The sequence below is a fragment of the Nannocystis exedens genome, assembly GCF_002343915.1.
Taxonomy (GTDB): Bacteria; Myxococcota_A; Polyangia; order Nannocystales; family Nannocystaceae; genus Nannocystis; species Nannocystis exedens.
Genome location: NZ_NETK01000001.1, coordinates 8,368,906 through 8,389,115 on the forward strand (window position 1 = coordinate 8,368,906; position 20,210 = coordinate 8,389,115).

Here is a 20,210-nt window from a genome sequence, read left to right on the forward strand (position 1 = left end):
GGCTGTCGTCCTCGCGCCCGGGCGTCAGAACATCGTGCCCTTGATCGCTTCCATCGGCGTGGTCGACATCGGGGCGCCGGCGCCGATCGAGGTCGCGGTCTTGTCGAACGCCTGGAGGCAGGTCAGCAGGACGTCGGAGGTGTTGCCGTCGCTCATCGGGTAGGGGGCGGCCTGCACGTGGATGCCGGGGTACACGAGCTTGTTGCGGCCGTGGCCGGCGAGGATGATCGGCTGGCGCTGGATCGAGTGGGTCCAGCCCTCGGCGCAGTCGCTGCTGCAGTAGATGATCGAGGTGTCGAGCAAGTTCTTGCCGTCGATGTCGATCGAGGCCTTGAACTTCTCCAGCATGTCCGCGAAGCGCCCCATGATGTGGACGATGCCGGTGTGCAGCTCCTCGGAGTTCGGGTTGTGGGAGTTGTTGTGGTGGCCGCTCCAGAGGCCGATCTCCGAGAAGACGGTCTCGGCGGCGCCGCCGTGGAACAGCATGCTGGCGACGCGGGTGATGTCGCACTGGAAGGCGTACACGAGCAGGTCGCTCATGACGGCGTTGACGGCCGTGATCGGCTCGACGCCGTTGATGTCGGTGTTGGTCTCGGTCGGCTTCTCGGGCAGGGCGCACAGCGGCGCGGTGGCCTCGATCTTCTTCTCGAGCGCGCTCACGCCGTCGAGGTGGGCGTCGAGGCGCTCGTTGTCGAGCTTGCCGAGCTTGGTGCGCAGCGCGGCGGTCTGGTCGCGGACGGCGTCGAGGATGCTGGTCCGCAGCACGCGGTCGTCGGCGGTCGGGGCGAACGCGCCGAACAGGTCGGTCCACGCCTGCTGCGGGTTGAACTGCGGGTACTGCGGCTCGTTGGGGCCCTTGTGCGAGAGGGCGTGCATCGTGGTGCCGGAGTCCATCACGCTGAGGTGCTTGGAGACGCCGAGGTGGATCGAGGCGATCGGGGTGTCCTGGCCGATCTTCGCCGCGATCAGCTGGTCGATCGTCGGGCCGCCGGCCTTGGAGAACAGGCCGGCGAGCTCGGTCATCGTGTAGCCGTTGAAGACCGTCATGCCCTCGTGGTGGGTGACGGTCTGCTCGCAGCGGTTGCGCAGGCCGGTCAGGACGGTGACGTAGTCGCGCACGCCAGCGAGCGGCTCGAGCTGCTCGCTCAGCGGGTAGTTCGGGCCGGTCGCGGTCGGCTCGAAGCGCGGGAGGATCACGCCGTTGCCGAAGAACCAGGTGACGAACCGGGTCGGCAGCGGGGCGCCGTCGGCGAGCGCCTCGCCGTGGCTGTCGAGCATCGCCTCGAGCAGGGGGAGGCCGACGACGGCCGTGGAGCCGCCGAGGAGGCCGCGGAGGAAGGTGCGACGGGGGATGGTGCGACGGTTGAACATGAGAGCCTCACTTGGGGGCACCGACGGCGCGGAACACGGGGCTGGCGGTCAGCTCGACGAGCAGGTGCTGCAGGCGGTGGTCGTTGGCGACGAAGTCGGCCTCGAGGTCGTCGAGCACGCCGATCTCGCCGAGGCGCTCGATGTGGCCGAGCGAGCCGCGGACGAAGTTCTTGATCACGCAGGCGGTGACGCGTGGGTCGTCGAAGAGCAGCGCGGCGAGGTCGCGGGCGGACGCGAAGGGACCGAGGTCGGCCGTGCTGGCGCTCGGGTCGATCACGAGGCCGTCGTCGAGCGTCCGGAAGGCGCCGATCGGGTCGTAGTTCTCGAGCGCGAAGCCGAGGGGGTCGAGCAGGCTGTGGCAGCCGTTGCAGCTCGGGTCCTCCATGTGCTGGAGCAGCTTCTGCTTCATCGTCTGCGGCTTGTCCGGGTCCTCGGGCGGCAGGCTGGCGTCGACGCCGGGCGGCGGCGGCGGGACGGCCTCGCACAGCAGCTTGGCGCGGATGAACTGGCCCCGCCGCGTCGGCGAGGTCTCGGCCGGGTGGGCGAAGCGGGCGAGGAAGCTCGCCTGTCCCAAGAGACCGGCGCGGCCCTGCTCGGCCGACAGCGCGACCTTCGCAAAGCCCTGCCCCGGCGGCGGCGGCAGGCCGTAGAGGGAGGCCAGCGCCGGATTGACGAAGGTGTAGTCGGCGTCGAGCAGGGTCCGGAAGTCGGCGTCCTGCTGCCACACGATGTCGTCGATCAGCCGCAGCGTCTCGTACGTCATCGCGTAGGCGAGCTCGGTGGTGAACTGCGGGAACAGCTCGTTGTTCTTGTTCAGCGTCGCCAGGTCGCGCAGCTGGAACAGCTCGGAGTAGAAGGTCGACAGGGTCGCGCGCGCCTCGGGGCGGGCGAGCATCGCCTCGGCGACGGCGCGCACGTCGTCGTCGGTGACGAGCTCGCCGGCCTCGGCGGTGGCCAGCAGCGCGGCGTCAGGGGTCCGCCCGAGCAAGAAGAACGACATCCGCGCGGCGAGCTCGGTCGGGGTCAGCCGGCGCACGGCCGGATCGTCGGGGTCGGGCTCGCCGACCTCGACGAGGTAAATGAAGTAGGGCGACTGCAGCAGCGCCATCAGCTCGTATTGCAGGCCGGTCGCGAAGTCGCCGCCGCCCCAGGCGCGCGCCTCCTTGGCGATGGCGACCAGCGGGGCGACCTCCTCCGCGGTCAGCGGGCGGCGCCAGGCGAGGCGCCCGAGGTCGGCCGCGACGGCGTCGTAACAGCTATCGCCCGGATCGCCCTCGAGGACGCACGGGACGTGGCCGCCGAGGGTGCTGCGATCGGCGACCGCGGCGACGGCGATCGCCCGCGCGGACGCCTCGAGCTGCTCGATCGCACTCTCCTGCAGCGACAGCTCGGCCGCACCGATCGCGTCGAAGCCGTGCAGCGAGTAGTCCTCCGGCGGGGCGGCTGCCCCCGCGGCCGCGTCGCCGAACAGGTAGCGGATCGAGCCGACGTAGTGGTGCCGCTGCAGCCGCCGCAGACCGCCCGGGGCAGGCTCGAAGACCTCTTCCTCGCCGCCGCTGCTCGTCGAGGTGCCGGTCGTGGTGGGCTCTTCACCGGCCGTGGTGGGCGTCTCCCCGCTGGTGCCGGGAACGTCCCCGGTCGTGTCGGTGCCGGGCGAGGGGGTGGTCGTGCTCGCCGTCGTCGTGGTGCCGCCGTCGGTCGGGTCGGCAACAGGATCGGACGGACATGCAGCGAGGAGGAGACAGCCGCCGAGCGGCAACACCAAACGCATCATCGCAACTCCACTATGAAAGCTAGCGCGAGCGGGAGAAAGAATACAGCTTTCCGCAACTCTCGAGCGGTTGCGGTAGCGTCGTCGGAGCGGCCGACGGATCACCCGATCGCTGGCCACCGGCACTCGATGAGTGCCGGTCACTTCAGGATGGCTCCAGACACACGCAGGCGCGCGCGAAAACGCGCATATGCCATTGCGCTGACTGTCCGAAAGGGTCGGAAGCTGAAGCCAAGGACATACTGCTTGGGACATGCTCGTCGCGCGGCACCGACTGCCCCGGCTGCAGCGAACGGCCGCAAGCGTCGGCGGTTTGCCACGGCGCGACGCCGGCGACCTCCCGGTCCCCACGGCCGCAGACCCCCCGACCGCCAGCAGTCGAGGTCGAGAGGAGCACGGTCGACTTGGGGGTCTGCACCCGATCCACGGGCCGGGACCTACCGCCGAGCCGGTGTCACGGGCCGATGGCCGTGGTATCCCGTCCGAGCCGAGCACTCCGCCCGTGACGGTTCCCGACACATGCCCTTCCGCGCTGGTGGACCCCCTGCGCCGAAGCTCTCCGATCGTCGCCCTCGCCGGGCACTGCCCTCGCCGGCGGCCGCGGCACGAATGAGTCGTTCTCGAGCAGACCCGATGCCGATCATCGAGCTCGTCACGTCCATCGGCGCGCCCCTCGAGCGCTGCTTCGACCTGGCCCGCAGCGTGGACGTCCACCTCGCGGGCGCGGCCGAGACCGGCGAGCGCGCGGTCGCCGGGGTCGTCCGCGGCCTCCTGGGCCCGGGCGACGAGGTCACCTGGCGCGCCCGTCACTTCGGGGTGACGCAGCTGCTGACCAGCAAGATCACGCTGTTCGAGCGCCCGCGTCGCTTCCGCGATTCGATGGTCCGCGGCGCGTTCGCCCGCTTCGACCACGACCACTTCTTCGAGGCCGACGGCGAGGGCACGATCATGCGCGACCGCTTCGACTTCACGTCCCCGCTCGGCCCGCTCGGTCGACTCGCCGACGCCCTGGTCCTCACTCGCTACATGCGCAACTTCCTGGTCGAGCGCAACCGCGTGCTGCGCGAGGTCGCCGAATCGGACCGCTGGGGCGAAATTCTTTTAAAGGGATGAACGGACCGCGCGCCGCAATTTTTCCGGCGGCTGCGGCGACTCCACCGACCGAGGCGATTTCATGCACGGCGCTTTCTTCACGTCCCTCCGCGACTTCTCCACCCGCTTCGGCCGCCGGCCGGCGCTCGGGCCGGTCTCTCTGCGCCTCGGCCGCGCCGGCCACGCGGCGCGCGAGGGCGAGGGGTCGATGAAGGAGGCCGCGGGCCGTGGCTCGCGCGACGGCTCTGCGAGGCGGTGCGGGGCATACCTCGGTCTCGTCCTCGCCGCGCTGACGCAGGCGTCCGGCTGCGGCTCCGAGTGCGACATGAGTCGCCTTTTCTACCTGACGGTGGAGCTCGTCGACGAGTCCGGGGTGCCGCTGGATTCGGAGGCGCTCGCAGAGGCGTTCGAAGCCGCGGAGATCGAGATCTGCGTCGATGGGCCCGAGAGCCACTGCTTCACCGAGCGGCCCGAGGTGATGCTGACGCGAGGGATGTTCGAGGTGTCGCACTCCGACCTCGCGTACCCCGAGCGACGGCGCTGTCAGCTCCCGATGGTCCGCTTCACCGTCGAGGTCCCGAACTGCGACTCGGGCGAGTTCCTCCTCGACGACGAGGTAGCCACGAACCAGACCAAGTTCGAGCCCCGCACCGGCATGTTGACGATCGTCTGTCCGGGAGCGTAGCGCCAGGTCGGCCCGGCGCCGACGAGGGAGACCGGAGGGCCTCGGCAAAACAAAGGACGTCACATCGGCGGCTCGGGCTTGCACAGCTTCGGCCTCGTGCGCGCGCGGGACCATCGGGGGCGCGCGAGGGCCTGGCTCCGCTGCTGGCGCAGGCCGACGAACCCTACGCAACGCTCGACGACGAGGGCCAGCAACGGGTGATCGCGGGATGGGCCCGCGAGCGTGCGTGAGCGCCAGCACCGTCTGCTGACGCCCAACGAGCTGGTGAACGGCGCCGTGGTGACAGGACGGTCACGCCCGCGAGCGGACGTGATCGTCCCTCCCGAAGGCGGCTCTGGTCGTGGAGCCGCGACGAAAGCTCGGGCTGTCCCTCATCGTAGGGCCCCTATCTGCAGGAGCAAGTGTTCATGCAACCATAATCTCGGCAATAGTCCTGGGTGCTCGCACAATTCCAGTCGTCCCATTAATGCTGCAGAGACGCCGAGATCATGCAGCTGTTGTAATTCGTGCAAGCACCGTCCTGGTCGTTCCCCGGCTCGACGTACCAGCAGACCCAGCCGTAGGCGTACCAGCAGTCCCTTTCGCTCATCCATCGCCAATAGTCAGCGTTTTCCTCGCACGAAATTCGGGCCCAATCGCACTCCAAAAGACACGAGACGCACTCTTCGCAACCCGCCCCGTAGGTCGCATCGAGCGTGCGGTAGTCGCCGCCGTGGGGCACATCGAGCGCGTGGTCGCCATCCGACGCGTCCGTGCCCGGCCCGTCCCCGGTGGCCCCGGTCGTATCGAGTCCCGCGTCGGCCTCGACGTCGGAGTCGGTCGTGTCGTCCCAGCCCGCATCGAGGGGGCCGGCAGCGCTTTCGGTTTCTTCGTCGCCGGTGCTGGTGACGCTGCCCTCGTCACACCCGACGAGCGCGAAGAGACAGCAGCCGAGAGCTCCGAGTCGAGCCCGCGAATGTCTGGGGGTGGGGATACGAGAACTGGTGGAGGGACGGCGCATCGAGTGCATGCCTGCCCATCTCCGGCCGGGCTCGGACCCGTCAGAAAGTTTTTAAAAAAATAAGAGTACGTCCCCATCGCCGTCGACGCCGTCCCGGGCGGTTCATGCCGCGTGAACCAGCCGGGATGAGCGCGAACAAGCATCCGCGCGATCGGCGAAACGCCTCGCTGCCGCACGCTCCGCGCAGCCCAGCGCGAGCCGCGGGACGGCGTCGATACCGGTTCCGGCGCCGGCGCGCCGATCACCAATCGAGGTAGACCTCGGGCAGGCACAGCTCCGGCATCTTGCCCGAGTCCACCACGGCCCGGACGAGCTTCTGCGCCCGCGGCTCGGCGTCCTGGGACAGGGAGTGGGACATGGACAGGCCGAGCTCCTCGAGCCGCTGGAGCGCGGGCGCGAGCCGCTCCAGCGAGGCGAGCAGCTCGTCCTCGTCGTCGAGGGTGCCGCGCAGGCAGAGAGACGACCACGAGGCGGGCAGCGGCTTTGCCGCCAGGGCCGCTAGGAAGGACCGCACGTCCTCGATGTCGCTCACGTGCACGGTGCGGAGCGCCGGCGCGGTGAGGGAACGGAGGGCGGCCACGGTCGCGCGGTCGGGGCCCGGGCCGTCGTCGGAGCAGAGGTCGAGGGCGAGGGTCTCGAGGGCCGGGAAGGTCGAGGCCCCGAGCGCCTTCACCAGGGCGGGCTTGAGCGGGTCGCCGAGCAGGTAGAGCTCGCGGAGCTTGTCGTGCCGGGTGGGGCTGAGCGCGAGGGCGCCGCTCGCGAAGACGCGCTCGATGTTCGGGAGCGCGGCGAGGACGTGGGCGAGGTCGCCGATCGCGTTCTCGCGCTGGCGCGTCAGGGTCTGGAAGTGGGTGTCGAAGATGAGGCTCGTCACCGAGGGCAGCGCCTTGCCGGCGAGCGCCGCCGTGAACGCGGCGCCGGGGCTGGCCAAGTCGCAGATCATCTGGATCGTGGCCGGCGCGCGTTCGAGGATGCGCTCGACCAGCCGGGCGCAGAGCCCCCGCGGGACCTCGTGGCCTTTGAAGGTGACCGTCATCTTGCGGCGCTCCGCGTCCCACGCGACGCAGCCCGCGAGGGGATCGTCGTCCGGGAGGGGCACCTCCCCGAGGTCCTGCGACTCGGCGAGCACGTAGCCGCCGCGCTTGTGGATGGAGATCACCCGCTCCAGGTGCTCCTTCGCCTCTTTCTCGCTTGGGAAGGTCTGGACGTGGCGGGGACCGCCCTCGTCCGTCTCGAGCCGGTTGCCCGCGAGGGTCAGCCGACAGGTGCCGCCGAGCTTGTGCGCGAGGATGTAGAGGGTCGCCATGAGGGAGCGGCGACTGTACTACAGGGCCGCCGCGAGGTCGCATGGCGGCTACGGTGATGCCTCGGAGAAACCGCCGGCGGCGGTGCTCCTTCGACACGGCCGTGTCGCGGTCGTTGCGGAGGGTCAGCCGCGGCGGAGCCCCGTGGCCGTCGTGAGCAGCATCTCTCGCACGGACGCAGCGCGCTCGCGTGCGATGGGCACCCTGACGCCGGGCTGCCCGGGGCCGATGCCGGCGCCGACGAAAATCGTCGTCTCCGTCCCATCGCGCTCGAGCTCCTTGATGTGGGCCGCGTTCACCAGCCAGTTCCGGTGGACGCGGGTGAGCGCCCGGCCGAGCGACGCCTCGATCGCCGACAGGGACAGGTCGAGGTCGAACGTGCCGTGCGGGGTATGCACCGAGGTGAGCCGATCGGCCGCCTCGAAGGCCCAGACCTCGCTCGTGTCGAGGAACACCAGGCTCTTGCCGCGGCGGGCCACGATCCGGAGGGGGCTCGCGGGCGAGGAGCGGCGGCGTGCATGCAGGCGGCGGAGGCACTGCACGACCCGATCCGCGGTGAACGGCTTCAACAGATAGTCGTCGACCCCGAGAGCGAATGCCTCGATCGCATGCTCCTTGAACGCCGTCGCCAGCACGAACATCGGCCGATGCCCCTCGCGTGCCCAGCCGCGCACCAGGTCGAGCCCGGTCTCGTCGCCGTTCCCGCCGAGCGCCACATCGACGAACACGACGTCGATCCCGAACCCCGAGGGCGCGAGCTGCAACGCCTGCCGAGCCTCGTCCACGCTGACGACCGCGCCGACGACCTCGGCGAGATGGGACTCCTCGAGCAGCTCGACCAGGTAGTTGCGCGCCGGCCACTCGTCCTCGACGACGAGGGCGCGGAGCGGGCGCAAAGCTCCCGCCGTGGAGGGCTCCCTCATCGCGCCGCCTCGCCCGCTGTCATGATCATCATCGGCTCTCCCGCCGTGGTACAAGGTAGATCGAGGACGGTACGCGTCCCCTCCGGCGACGAATCGATCCGCAGGGTCCCGTCCGTGTACTTGAGCTCGATGCGCCGGCGCACGGAACGGATGCCGAACGCCCCGGCACGAGGCGGCGTCGCGGCCATGCCCGGGCCGTTGTCCTCGACCGTGCATACGAGGCGCGGGGCTCCCTTGTCGGGCTTCGTGAGCGTCGCCTGGATGCGCACCTGCCCGCCTCCCTTGCGGCGCAGGGCCCCATGCTTCACGGCGTTCTCGACCAGCGGCTGGAGGAGCAGGCGTGGCAACAAGACGTCGTGGGTGCCTCGAGCGAGCTCCCACCGGAAGCGGAGCGAGCCCGCATGACGTGCCTCGAGAATCTCCGCGTACCGGCGCAGCCAGGCGATCTCGTCTCCGAGGGTCTGCATCTCGTCCGCGTCGTGGAGCACGTCGCGGAGCAGATCGCCCAGACAGCCGATGAGGCGGCGCGCTTCCTGCGGCTCCTGGGTCGTGAGGCCGGCGATGGCGTTGAGGGTGTTGAGGATGAAGTGCGGCTCGAGTTGGGTGCGCAGCCTGGCGAGCTCGGCGCTGCTGCGTAGCTTCTCGGCCTCGAGCTTCAGCTTCTCGGCCTCGAGCGCGCGCAGCCTGGCGTCTTCCAGAGCGAACGGGTAGATGAACGCGAGCGCCCAGATGGCGCACATGAGAACTCCGAACACGACGCCGAATCCGGCGTGCCCCAGGTAGGTCGGTGCGCGCGGCGGGGGCGGCAAGAGCTGCGGATGATGCCGCATCAGGTAGCAGGCGCCGACGCCTCCGATACCACCGAAGAAGGCAGCGACGGCGAGGGTCGTGAGGAGCGTTTGCGTCGGACCGGAGCGGCGGCGCGTGCCCCAGGTGAAGCTCACGAAGAGCGGGAGCATGTTCACCGGCACTCCGAGGAGCCAGAAGGCGAACCAATACACCGTGACGCCGTCCCCGGAGAGCGCGGTGGCCGCCGCGTGCGTGAGCGCCAGTACGGAGATGATGGCCACCCCCACGACCAAGCGCTTCCAACGGAACGTATGGGGAGGCGAGGGCGATGCGCTCATGAGCGTGCGGCTGGTTCGGCGGGACCGAGAGTACTCCAAGCGCGGCTCGTGAGCAGCACCAGGCCGGTCACGCCGACAGGCCGGCGGAGACTCCGCCGCCCGACCCGCAAGACCAGTCTTCACCCGCAAGATCGATGGCACGGCGTGGTCGCGGCCGCCACCGAGATCATCTTCGTCCCCGACTTCACCAACGATTGACATCGATGCGATGATTACACCTCGCAAAATGCAGCTTCGAGATCCACGTGTCAAGCTGTACGAGGCGGTGGAACACCCTGTGGGCGGGGCGGCGGGGCTCTACTCGCGGGGTGACGGCTCGTCGGTGGGAGACGACGGCTCGTCGGTGGAAGACGACGGTTCGTCGGAATCGTATCGTCGCAACTTCGGCCGGTCCCTATCCTGAACGACCAGGAGCTGCCTGTGATTGCACATGGACGAGTCATGAAACTGCATCTGGCCACCACCTCGTTGATCACGCTCGCCTTCAGCGTCGGCTGCGAGAGCACCGCTGGCAGCACCGACGGGCCCGGCACCGAGAACACAAGCTCCACCGAGAACACGAGCTCCACCGAGGGTGCGAGCCCCACCGAGGGCGCAAGCCCCACCGAGGGCTCCGACCCCACCGAAGGCTCGATCGCGCCCACGTACTACAAGGACATCGCACCCATCGTGAACAAGGAGTGCCTCGGCTGCCACCGGGACGGCGGCGTGGCGCCGTTCTCGCTGGAAGACCCCGAGGCCGCAGCGTCGTTGAGCGGATTGCTCGCGGCTTCGGTCGAGTCGCGCACGATGCCGCCGATGCCGGTCAACAACGACGGCTCGTGCCACACGTACAAGAACGCGCGGTGGCTGAGCGACGCGGAGATCGAGCTGTTCCAGAGTTGGTCCGAAGCCGGCGCACCGCTCGGCGACCCCGCGGACGCGCCCCCGCCTCCGGTCGACGACAGCCCGAAGCTCACCGGCGAGCTGGCGACCTTCGACATCGGCCTCGATTACACGCCCCAGCCCGCGCCGGGCGAGCAGGACGAATACCGCTGCTTCGTCGTCGATCCCGGCATCCCCGAAGACTCGTTCATCACCGGCTACGACATCCTCCCGGGCGACCCCCGCGTCGTGCATCACGTGTCTCTGTTCTACCTGCTGGACGCCGAGGCCGAGGCCGAGGCCGCGGCGCTGGACGCCGCCGACCCCGATCCCGGGTATCGCTGCTTCGGCGCGGCCGGCGTCCAGAAGTCCATCCTGTACGGCGTCTGGGTCCCGGGCAGCGGGGCGACCATCCTGCCCGAAGGCACGGGGATCTTTCACGGCGCGGGCCGCCAGGTGGTGGTGCAGGTCCACTACAACGTGCCGGCACCAGGCCTCTACTCCGACCGCTCGAAGGTGACGTACCAGCTCGAGCAGGGCACGACGCTGGAGCGGGCGTACCTGGTGCCGGCCGGCAGCTTCGAGTTCTCGGTGCCCCCCGGCGACCCGCAGGCCAACGTCAGCGCCGAGATGACGCTGGAGATGCTCGGGTGGTACGCCGGAATCACGATCCCCGGCGGCCTCCGCGTCTGGGGCTCGATGCCTCACATGCATGTGATCGGCAAGACGCAGCAGACCACGCTGCATCACCAAGGGTCCGAGCAATGCCTCACCGACGTCGATCGCTGGGACTTCCATTGGCAAGACCTGTGGTGGTACGAAACCCCGATCGACGTGTCTCCCGGCGACACCCTCAGCATCTCGTGCAACTTCGACACGTCGGGACGCGAGATGCCCACGACCTGGGGCGAGGGGACCCACGACGAGATGTGCACGAACATCTTGTACGCGACGCTGCTTGACTAGCGTTCCGAACGGCATCCACGAGGCCCCGGCTCGGGGACCGCGATCGGCGGCCATCGGACGACCGGGTCGTTCGTGATTCATCCTACCGCTCGCAACCAGCGTGTACCGCGTGCCGAGCTCCGTCATGGTCCGCAACCGTGACGCGGTTTCGCCGCGGGACATGTTCCTAAGGACATGCCTCCGGCGCAGGACCGTCACGGCGCGCCGATCACGAGGTCGATCGCGGTCTCCCCGGGGCGCTCGAAGGCCGTGAACGGCCAGGTCGCGTCCTCGAGCGCGACGGGCTCGAAGATTGGGCACCAGCCGTTCGGCAGCGGATCGCACTCGCACGCGCCGGTGCAGGTATGGAACGTCAGCAGCTCGGCGGAGTACCACCCCGGTGGTGCCCGGGTCGGGCGCCCGCAGGAGCCCTGGCATCCCTCGCCGGCGGCGCACTCGGCGGTCAACATCATCGACTGGAGGAACCCGCCGGGCCAATGCATCGAGATGCTGGCGCCGGGCTCGATGCGCACGGCCCACGGCACGACGCAGTCGTCGCAGGCCGGGTTGCACGCCTCGGCCTCGAGGAACTCGTGGCACTGGGCTGGCCAGCAGCTCCCAGCGGGGGTGAACAGGTCCCGCACGAGCGGGTCGACGATGTCCAGGTCGACGAGGCCCGAGCAGTCGAGCGCGCGGACCCACACCGGCGCGTCGCCCTCGTGCCGGATCATGACGTCGAGCCCCGGTCCGATCGCCTCGGGCTGGTACATCGCGCACGCCGGGCCCCCGGTGGTCGCCTCGCCGGTGGACGCGGCGCCTGTGGTCGGGTCGCCGGTCGTCGGCACGACCGTCGGGTCGACCGCCGTCGGATCCACCGCCGTCGAAGCGCCCGACGTCCCGCTGCCGTCGGTGGTCGCGGCGGGCTCGGTGGTCGCGGTGTCGCCCGTGCCGCCCTTGCCGGGGCCGCAGGCGAGCCCGAGGAAGGCGCCGAGGAGCACGGTACGTCGCATGGGTAGATCCTACCAGGCCCGTTCCGCTTCTGGCGGAAGAGTTGGGCAATGCCCCTTTTCAAGCCCGTGCGTGCGAATTTCGGCTCGCGTGGCATGAGAGCCGGGCCGCTCGTCGTTTCGCCACGTCCGAGCGCCGATGGGGGGCGCAGAGTCTGAACGAGCGATGCTCAGGGGAGTCGCTTGGGGCGCTGACCTCAGGGCTCAGCAGCGGCACGGCGGCGCCGGAGGCCGGTGACGAGGCGCTCCGCGTCGTCGGCGTCGAGCTCGATCTCGAACAGCTCCTTGAGGAGCTTCGGGACCCCGTCCGGATCGAGGAGACGCGTCTCGATCGGCCCCTCGGCGGGCGTGATCTTCAGCCGCGTCTCGTCGAGCTCGTGGTGTAGCCACGGGCTGAACCGCTGCGCGTAAAGGCGGCCGGTGAACGGCGACCTCGGGCTCGTCGAGACGTAGTGATTGCCGACCTCGTAGTCGATGGCATGAGCGGGCGCGACGAGGAAGGTGTGCCTCCGAATCCAGCCCTCCGGACCCCGCTGGTGCAGCGCCCATTCCTGCACACCGGGCAGTCCCTCCGCCGCCGCGGTGAGGCGTTCCAGCCGGTAGCTCCAGCCGTCCTGGGTCACCTCGATGCCGTCGACGAATTCGATCGGCTCGAGCGGCCCATGCCCGAATCCGACGTCGCAGAGCCAGATCCGGCCGTCCTGCGCGGTGTCGACGGTCTGCACGAGGAGCAGCGCATGCGTGGCGGGGCGGATCTTGTCGGTGCCCATCACGACCCGGCCGAGCAGCGCGGTCAGGCGGAAACCCAGCCGCTCCAGCGCCGCCGCGAACAACTCGGTGTGCTCGAAACAGTAACCGCCGCGCCGGCGACGCACCAGCTTGTCCTGAATGTTCGCCACCCCGAGCAGGATCGGGCGCTCCAGAACGATCTCCAGGTTCTCGAACGGGATCGTCGTGACGTGCGCGCGTTGCAGGGCACGCAGCGTTCGCAGCGTGGGGGAACGATCGCCGTCGAAGCGGATCCGTTCCAGGTAGGCGTCCAGGTCCAGCAGTTCTCCTTGCCACCCGCGGGCGGGATCGGTGACGTGTGCCATACAGTCTCCTTTGTGAGGATGAGATCACGGCCCGTCGCGAGACGGTTCCGTCGTGAAGGGGAAGGCCCGGCGCGCCCGGCTGAAGTCGTAGCATCCCTCGGTCGATGCCTCCTGCTTCGAGCTCGTCGCGGTGGACACCGAGACCGTCGAGCTGACGCCGGTGGGGCCGAGCGATACGATGGCAGGTTCCGGCTGCGGCGCTCAGGCGGCCCCGCGTTCGACCCGTCCGACCTTGAGCGTCGAGGCCCACCAGGCCAAATCGTCGAGCAACGTCTCGGCGCTCCGGTTCAGGTGATCGAAGTCGGCCAGGCGCTTGCCCTCGCTCGTGACGGCTCGGTACGGCTCCATGCCGATGTGCACGGCGTGTCGCGTCGGCGCCATCTGGAATTCGACGCAGATCAGCCGGAGCTGCTCGATGGCCCTGGCTCCGCCGACGCCGCCGTAGCCGACGAACGCCGCCGGCTTGCGGCAGTACTCCGCGTAGGCGTGATCGAGCGCGTTCTTCAGCACGCCGGAGACGCTGTGGTTGTACTCCGCCGTGACGAAGATGTAGCCGTCGAGCGCGGCCAGCTTCTGCTGCCAGCGTGCCACGACCGCGGTGTCCGCCGGCGAGCTGTCGCGCGCCCCGTACAGCGGCAGCGGGTAGTCGCGCAGGTCGACGACCTCGAGCGCGAGGTCGGTGCGCCCGGCCGCGCGCTCGAAGATCCATCGCGCCGCCACCTCGCCGAAGCGCCCCTCGCGGATGGTGCCGATGACGATGCCGATCTTCGGTGTCTCGCTCATGGTACGACCTCCTTCGTCGCGGGCTCGACCGCAGCCACGAGCCGGTAGCGCCGGACCTCGTGCTCCGCGACGATCCCCGGATGCGCCCGGGCGGCCCGCCAGGCAGGCGAGTCGCCGAGGCTGCCGTACTGACCGATGCCGCTGGGCTGCAGCGCCGCACGATGAGCTTCGGCGCTCGTCCACTCGGCGAGGTTCAGCACGCAGCCGCCGTCCTCCGACAGGAAAAAAGTCGCCGCGCGCAGGCCGGGCGGCGGCTCGGGCTCACCGGCGAGCGCGGCGAGGACGGTGTCGACCCAGTCGCGCTGGACACTGCGGTCGGGGCGGACCAGCGGCTGTCGCACGACCACCAGGCAGCTCGCCTCGCCCGCGGCCTCGCGGACGAAGCTGCGGTACGGGCTGGCAGAAACCTGCCACTCGCAATGCCCGGGCGGCGCGGCGACGGTGTCGTCGGTGCCGGCGCCGTCGCCGCGCTGCGAGAGGACGAACAGCGAGGGGTCCTCGACGTCCGCGAAGACGCCGAGGCGAACGAGGCCCGGCCGCGCGGGGAACGACGCCAGCGCCGCGATGGCGGCCTCTCGCTCCTCCGGCGTCGGAAATGCCCAGCGACTGGCCCGAATCGCCCTCGCGCGCGGTGCGCAGATCAAGGCTCTGTCGATGGTTTTCATGGCTGGCTCCTCGACCCGACCGCACCCGGCGGCCGGGTCGGAAGAACGATAGATCTTCAAGTGCACTTGAAGTCAAGAGCGGTCGGTAGCACGATCGGCGGGTCATGGAGGAGGAACTCGACATCCACCGGCCGCTGAGCGTCGGCGAGTTGGCCGAGCGCACCGGCGTCGCCGCCTCGGCCCTGCGCTTCTACGAGGAGCGCGGCCTGATCCACGCGGAGCGCACGACGGCGGGGCACCGGCGTTACGCTCGCGCGCAGATCCGCCGCGTGGCGTTCATCGTCTTCGCGCAGCGGGTCGGGTTCACGCTGGAGGAGATCCTGGCCGAGCTGGACAAGTTGCCGCGAGACCGGGTACCGACGGGCGCGGACTGGGACCGTCTCACGGAAGCCTGGAGCGAGCGAATCGCCGAGCGGATCGCCGAGCTGGAGCGCCTCAAGCGCGGGCTCACCGATTGCATCGGGTGTGGCTGCCTGTCGCTCGAGCGCTGCAAGATCCTCAACCCGTACGATCGCGCCGCCCGCCGCGGCTCCGGCCCCCGCTACTGGCTGGGCGATCGGCGCGGCCGGGGGTGAAGCCGGCGTGCGCCCGAGGGTCCACGGCGTCCCGCTTGCCGGCGACCACGGCCTCGTAAACCTCCCCGCGCGTCGGGCCGCAGAAAACCCGGGTGACAACCCTCGGGTCCGTTGAGCTCGGGCGAGACGGCCCCCCGCAGCGGCCCACGCAACCCGCCGGAGAGCCGCGGAACGGCCTCCCGAGACATTTTTCTTCGCGGACCGATGAGTTCGCCCGCCCCCCGCGGTCCATGCACGAGGAAGCACCCCATGACCAAGTCCACCGCCCGCAAGTTCTTCGTCAACCTCCCCGTCCGCGACCTGCAGCGGTCGATCGCCTTCTTCACGGACTTGGGCTTCACCTTCGACCCGCAGTTCGGCGGCAGCTGCATGACCCTCGGCGGGGACGCCTACGTCATGCTCCTCCCGGAGAGCCGCTTCAAAGACTTCACCCGCAAGCAGCTGTGCGACACCCGCACGCACACCGAGGCCCTGTTCTGCATCTCCGCCGGCTCCCGCGCCGAGGTCGACGAGCTCGTCCACAAGGCCCTCGCTGCCGGCGGCACCACGCCCGACGAACCGCAGGACCACGGCTTCATGTACGACTGGTCGTTCTACGACCTCGACGGCCATGGCTGGGGGGTCATGTGGATGGACCCGGCCCAGGTCCCCGCCTGACCCGCGCGGGATGATGTACGCGAGCGGGGCGAGCGACCGCGGCGTGCGGCAGACTGCGGTTTCGGGTGCGAGGCCCCGGCCCGGCCGGCTCGTGGGGCGCTACGGCGCCGCCATGCGCGGAGGGCCGGGCGGCCGCCCGCATAGGCGTTGGAGCGACAGGGCGACGTGGCTGGCTCGGTGTCACTGTCACATCGGCGGCTCGGGCTTGCACAGCGCGCCGCCTTCGATCTGGGCGTTGGTGCGGAAGGTGTTGAGCAGCTCCCACGAGTGCGGCTCGTACTGCGGGATGGTGGAATCCTCGCGGACGTTGGTGACGTGATAGGTGTGCTGATTCCAGATCCGTCGCGCCTGGATCCACCGGTCCTGCTTGTCGCGGATGACCTGGACGGTGGGCGCGGTCTGGAGGTCGTCGTAGCCGACGTCGGAGACGACGACGATCTCGGCCGAGCCGTCGTTGTCGATGTCGGCGACCACGGGGTACTCGATCAGCGTCTTCGAGCTGCGCGGGACCGACAGCAGCGGCTTGCCGGCGCCGTCGAACACGAACAGCTCGACCTCGTCGGCGTACATCGCCTCGGCGATGCCGTCGCCGAGGAAGTCGAAGGCGGTGCCGGCGGCCCAGCCGCTGCCGTCCTGGACGTCGGCGGTCCAGGCGACCTTGCCGCCGGCCTCGAACATCGAATAATGCGCGGCCGAGCTGGTGGCGAACTCGCTGAGCTTGTCGCCGTCGAAGTCGTGGACCGTCGACGGCCGGAACCACGCGCCGGTGCCGTTGTCGCCGGTCGGCTTGATGTCCTTGAACTTCACCGCGCCGTCGTGCTCGAGCACGGTGATGCCGTTGTTGTTCGTCAGGAGGATCTCCGGCATCGGGTCGGGGTCGAGGTTGGCGACCGACGGGAAGCCGGGCTTGAGCGAGACGTCGTTGTAATAGACGGTGCCGTCGTGGTGGTACGCGGCCTGGCCGAGGACGACCTCGAGGTCGAGGTCGCCGTCGAGGTCGGCGAGGACGGTGGCGGTGCAGTGGAACACGATGTCCCACAGCGCCTGCTCGGGGGCGATGAACAGGGTCTTGCCGTCGTGGTCGACGACGAGGTCGTCGCACACGACCTCGACGTCGCCGTCGTTGTCGAGGTCGCCGAGAGCGACCGCGCCGCCCTGGTCGTGGTTGAATTTATCGGCGGTGGTCCACTTGAGCGCGCCGTCGTGCTCGAACGCGACGAGCGCGCTGGGGCCGAGGAAGGTGCCGCCGGGGGTGGCGGCGACGATCTCGGGCAGGCCGTCGTTGTCGATGTCGCCGATCGCCGGGGTGACGAAGCCGTCGACGGGGGTGGCGATCGCAAAGTGCTCGACGCCGGTGGCGCCGTCGAGGACGTGGATCTTGCCGCCGATGGGGCCGCCGGTGACGACGACGATGTCGGGGGTGTCGCAGAGGTCGATCGAGCCGTCGTTGTTGTCGTCGGTGAGGTTGGCGACCAGCGGGGTCGAGGAGCTGCCGCCGCTGTTCTGATTGCCCCACGACCACTGCACCTCGGGCTCGAAGCTGTCGGGCGGGGCCTCCTTGTCACAATCGCCGATCGCGTCCATGTCGTCGACGACGTGACAGGTCGGCGCCGGCCCGTCGGTCTCGACGTTGCCGATGTCGCCGCCCTGCGGGGTGTCGAACTTGAAGCCGGTGTCGCTGCCGCTGGCCGAGACCTCGTCGGTGGTGCCGGTCGAGGTGGAGGTCGAGCCGGTGGCGCTCTCGCTGCCGGCGCTGGTGGTCGGCACGCCCGCGCTGCTGGTCGACGGATCGGTGGCCGTGCCGGTGGGCATGGTCGCGCTCGTCAGGCCGGTGGTGGTCAGCGAGGCGGTGGTGCTGGCCGTCGAATCGCCGCAGGCGACCGGCGCGAGCCCGAGGACGAGGAGCGAGAGGGCGGGAGCGTGAGAGCGGGGCATCTTCGAGCAGGCTCGCGTACGCCCGCGTGGGCGTCAATGCGGGGGGCCGTGGGGCTCATCACGGCTGTTCGCGGCGGGGGCGGGAGGGGCCGCGATCGCGAGGGACGGGGCATCGTGGCGGGGGCGGCGATGTCGTGGTGGCGACGCACGATCGGAGCAGGGCGTCGCGAGGAGCCGAGCATGGGTCGCGAGGACGCGAGGTCTCGCCTCCGGTGGCGGTCGAGATCGACGCGGTGCTCGTTGAAAGCGCGGACTGTCGAAGACCCGTGCGCGGAGTGCTCGGCGGCCACGTACCTTCTGGCGGCACTTCGTCCGCGCCGGCCGGCGCGGCCGAACAGCGCACCCAAGTACGATTGCTACGAGTGCATCGAATCGCCTTGCCTCGCCGGCTCCCGACGTTTGGCTCCCTGAAGCGCTCGACCTCGTCGACTTCGATCATCCGGCCGAGTTTCGGCGCATGCACCGACCCGTGGGCGCTCGCGTGGTTGCCGCTGGCGGCTGCGGGGACGTGATGCCGTCGTCGGTCGCGTGGAGGTAGTGGGATCCAGCGTCCCCATCCTGGGGCGTGTCGATGGCAAACCCCGACGCAGTAGCGAGCGGGTAGGCGGCTCGCCGGACCGAGATCCAGGCGAGAAACTCGCCGGGCTGGCGCGCGCAAATGGTCGGCGCGGGCGAGGCGTGCGCGACGATCGGTTCCGCGGGGCGCGCTCTTGCGGGCTCGTGGCCGGCTCGATACCGTAGGTGCATGGTTTCCATGCGTCGCTTCGGTTTGTTGCTCGCAGCAGGACTCTGTCACGCTCCCGGTTGTTCGAGCACGTGCGTCGACGACGGCGCGGTGTTCAACCAGTCGCTCGAGGCGTGCATGACCGCGGGCCTGACGGCGAACGCGACCGAGGGCACCGCGACCGAGGGCAGCGAGTCGGACACCGACGGGCAGACGATGACGGCGCCGACCGAGGGGAGCGCGACCGAGGGGAGCGCGACCGAGGGCAGCAACAGCAACAGCGAGTCGAACTCGAACTCGAACTCGAACAGCGAGAGCGACACGATCACCGGCGGCGGCGGCGGCGTGTGGTGCGAGGACAAGGACGGCGACGGGTTCGGCGATCCGGCCAATTGCGTGCCGCAGGAGCCGGGCGAGGACCCGCCGGCCGGGTTCGTGCCCAACGACGACGACTGCGCCGACGACGACGCGAACACCTTCCCCGGCGCGGCCGAGAACGAGGACCCACCCGACGCGTGCATGCAGGACCTCGACGGCGACGGCTGGGGCGACAGCACGCCGGACGACCCGGACGTGACGCCGGGGACCGACTGCGACGACGGCTCGGAGCACACCTTCCCGGGGGCGGCGCCGAACGACGACGCGATGGCCTGCATGACCGACGTCGACGGCGACGACTGGGGCGAGAGCATGCCGATGAACCCGGACGTGACGCCGGGGACCGACTGCGACGACGACGACGCGTCGACGTTCCCGGGCTCGGCCGAGGTCGAGGACCCGGAGAAGTGCATGAAGGACGAGGACGGCGACGGCTGGGGCGACAGCAGCGTCGACCCGGGGGTCGACGTCGGCGCCGACTGCTATGATTCGAACGCCGACATCAACCCCGGCGACCGCGTGCTCTACACCGCGTTCGACGACGGCCAATTCGCCGAGATCGACGTCGAGACCGGCGACGTCACGCCGTTCGCCGGCGTCGACCTCGGCCCGCTGGCGCCGCCCTACGCGGTGATAACCTGCGCGATCTCGCCGACCGACGGCGCGATCTACTGCTCGCAGTCGGCCAAGCAGATCCTCATCGTCGTCGACTACTGCAGCGGCGACGCGCCGACCGAGCTGGCCGACCACGGGCGATCGATCTGCGGCCTCGGCTTCCTCGACGACGGCACCCTCTACGGCATCGACTCCGACGCCGACGAGCTCGTCACCTTCGACCCGGCCACCGGCGAGGTCACCGACGCCAAGCCGCTCACCCTCGACGGCGACGGGGTCAACATCCAGGCCTGCGGGATGGCGGTCGACTGCGTCGGTGAGCGTATGCTCGTCACCGACGGCCAGAACAGCCGGATCCTCAGCGTCGACCCGAACACCGGCGAGGGCACGGTGGTGGCCGACATCCCCGAGGGCCAGTGGAACTCGGTCGGCCTCGAGTTCGATTCGGTCAGCAAGCAGGCGTTCTCCAACAACGGCGACGAGCTGTACCAGATCACGCTCGACGGCTCGAACGACTACATGCAGCTGCCGGACCTCTCGGTCAGCATCAACGACCTGTCGTACGGGCCGACGTGTAACTGAGGCGCTCGCGGGGCTCGTCGCGTGCCTGTCCGGGGGACAGGTGGCGGCGAGCGGCAGCGCCGCCCGCGTCCCGAGCGGGCGACGGCCGGCGACCGTGGGCGCGCGGGACGGTC

At 70.0% G+C, this 20,210-nt stretch carries 18 protein-coding genes; 7 read left to right on the plus strand and 11 right to left on the minus strand.

All coding sequences use genetic code 11. The features are described from left to right. Positions 1-24 precede the first annotated feature (24 nt). Both NAEX_RS32930 and NAEX_RS32935 read right to left on the minus strand, forming a co-directional pair. Positions 25-1,371, minus strand: a complete 1,347-nt coding sequence (locus NAEX_RS32930) for a DUF1552 domain-containing protein (protein ID WP_096331443.1) — start codon at positions 1,369-1,371, stop codon at positions 25-27. A gap of 7 nt (positions 1,372-1,378) precedes the next feature. Then, positions 1,379-3,145 (minus strand): DUF1592 domain-containing protein, encoded by a 1,767-nt coding sequence (locus tag NAEX_RS32935; RefSeq protein WP_170136190.1) that lies wholly within the window; start codon positions 3,143-3,145, stop codon positions 1,379-1,381. A 630-nt stretch (positions 3,146-3,775) separates the two neighbouring features. Between NAEX_RS32935 and NAEX_RS32940 the strand changes: the two genes are divergently transcribed. Further along, positions 3,776-4,255: an SRPBCC family protein gene (locus tag NAEX_RS32940; RefSeq protein WP_096331445.1), complete on the plus strand. Its 480-nt coding sequence runs from the start codon at positions 3,776-3,778 to the stop codon at positions 4,253-4,255. Between the two features lie 61 nt (positions 4,256-4,316). Further along, the gene (locus tag NAEX_RS32945; protein WP_096331446.1) at positions 4,317-4,919 is read left to right on the plus strand and encodes a hypothetical protein; all 603 of its coding nucleotides are present in this window, start codon (positions 4,317-4,319) and stop codon (positions 4,917-4,919) included. A 463-nt stretch (positions 4,920-5,382) separates the two neighbouring features. Here the strand turns inward: NAEX_RS32945 and NAEX_RS54015 are convergent, their stop codons facing one another. The 4 genes from NAEX_RS54015 to NAEX_RS32965 form a co-directional block, all read right to left on the minus strand. Further along, the gene (locus NAEX_RS54015; protein WP_256254106.1) at positions 5,383-5,508 is read right to left on the minus strand and encodes a hypothetical protein; all 126 of its coding nucleotides are present in this window, start codon (positions 5,506-5,508) and stop codon (positions 5,383-5,385) included. 652 nt (positions 5,509-6,160) lie between these two features. Next, a complete protein-coding gene (locus NAEX_RS32955; RefSeq protein WP_096331448.1) occupies positions 6,161-7,225 on the minus strand; it encodes a hypothetical protein in 1,065 nt (354 codons plus the stop codon). Between the two features lie 123 nt (positions 7,226-7,348). Then, positions 7,349-8,119, minus strand: a complete 771-nt coding sequence (locus NAEX_RS32960; RefSeq protein WP_170136191.1) for a LytR/AlgR family response regulator transcription factor — start codon at positions 8,117-8,119, stop codon at positions 7,349-7,351. A gap of 23 nt (positions 8,120-8,142) precedes the next feature. Further along, a complete protein-coding gene (locus NAEX_RS32965; RefSeq protein WP_170136192.1) occupies positions 8,143-9,216 on the minus strand; it encodes a sensor histidine kinase in 1,074 nt (357 codons plus the stop codon). 105 nt (positions 9,217-9,321) lie between these two features. Between NAEX_RS32965 and NAEX_RS51080 the strand changes: the two genes are divergently transcribed. Both NAEX_RS51080 and NAEX_RS32970 read left to right on the plus strand, forming a co-directional pair. Beyond that, positions 9,322-9,471: a hypothetical protein gene (locus NAEX_RS51080; RefSeq protein ID WP_170136193.1), complete on the plus strand. Its 150-nt coding sequence runs from the start codon at positions 9,322-9,324 to the stop codon at positions 9,469-9,471. 243 nt (positions 9,472-9,714) lie between these two features. Then, a complete protein-coding gene (locus tag NAEX_RS32970) occupies positions 9,715-11,103 on the plus strand; it encodes a monooxygenase (protein WP_096331451.1) in 1,389 nt (462 codons plus the stop codon). Positions 11,104-11,297: 194 nt separating this feature from the next. On the opposite strand, the gene NAEX_RS32975 is transcribed toward NAEX_RS32970, so the two are convergent. The 4 genes from NAEX_RS32975 to NAEX_RS32990 all read right to left on the minus strand — a co-directional run bounded on the left by NAEX_RS32975 (position 11,298) and on the right by NAEX_RS32990 (position 14,631). Beyond that, positions 11,298-12,092 (minus strand): hypothetical protein, encoded by a 795-nt coding sequence (locus tag NAEX_RS32975; protein WP_143141221.1) that lies wholly within the window; start codon positions 12,090-12,092, stop codon positions 11,298-11,300. Positions 12,093-12,286: 194 nt separating this feature from the next. Further along, a complete protein-coding gene (locus NAEX_RS32980; protein ID WP_096331453.1) occupies positions 12,287-13,183 on the minus strand; it encodes an arylamine N-acetyltransferase family protein in 897 nt (298 codons plus the stop codon). A 201-nt stretch (positions 13,184-13,384) separates the two neighbouring features. Further along, entirely contained in the window at positions 13,385-13,966 is a 582-nt protein-coding gene (locus NAEX_RS32985) for an NADPH-dependent FMN reductase (RefSeq protein WP_096331454.1), read from the minus strand. Next, positions 13,963-14,631 carry an antibiotic biosynthesis monooxygenase gene (locus tag NAEX_RS32990; protein ID WP_096331455.1) on the minus strand — a complete coding sequence of 223 codons (669 nt, stop codon included), beginning with the start codon at positions 14,629-14,631 and terminating at the stop codon, positions 13,963-13,965. The genes NAEX_RS32985 and NAEX_RS32990 overlap by 4 nt, the downstream gene beginning before the upstream one ends. Positions 14,632-14,735: 104 nt before the next feature. On the opposite strand from NAEX_RS32990, the gene soxR reads away from it, so the two are divergent. Both soxR and NAEX_RS33000 read left to right on the plus strand, forming a co-directional pair. Then, positions 14,736-15,206: a redox-sensitive transcriptional activator SoxR gene (gene soxR / locus NAEX_RS32995; protein WP_211302515.1), complete on the plus strand. Its 471-nt coding sequence runs from the start codon at positions 14,736-14,738 to the stop codon at positions 15,204-15,206. A 249-nt stretch (positions 15,207-15,455) separates the two neighbouring features. After that, complete coding sequence (locus NAEX_RS33000) at positions 15,456-15,863, plus strand: VOC family protein (RefSeq protein ID WP_096331456.1); 408 nt, start codon at positions 15,456-15,458, stop codon at positions 15,861-15,863. Between the two features lie 186 nt (positions 15,864-16,049). Here the strand turns inward: NAEX_RS33000 and NAEX_RS33005 are convergent, their stop codons facing one another. Further along, entirely contained in the window at positions 16,050-17,798 is a 1,749-nt protein-coding gene (locus tag NAEX_RS33005; protein ID WP_096331457.1) for an FG-GAP repeat domain-containing protein, read from the minus strand. 754 nt (positions 17,799-18,552) lie between these two features. Here NAEX_RS33005 and NAEX_RS33010 point away from each other — a divergent pair. Then, positions 18,553-20,097: an NHL repeat-containing protein gene (locus NAEX_RS33010; protein WP_143141222.1), complete on the plus strand. Its 1,545-nt coding sequence runs from the start codon at positions 18,553-18,555 to the stop codon at positions 20,095-20,097. The last annotated feature ends 113 nt before the right edge of the window (positions 20,098-20,210 follow it).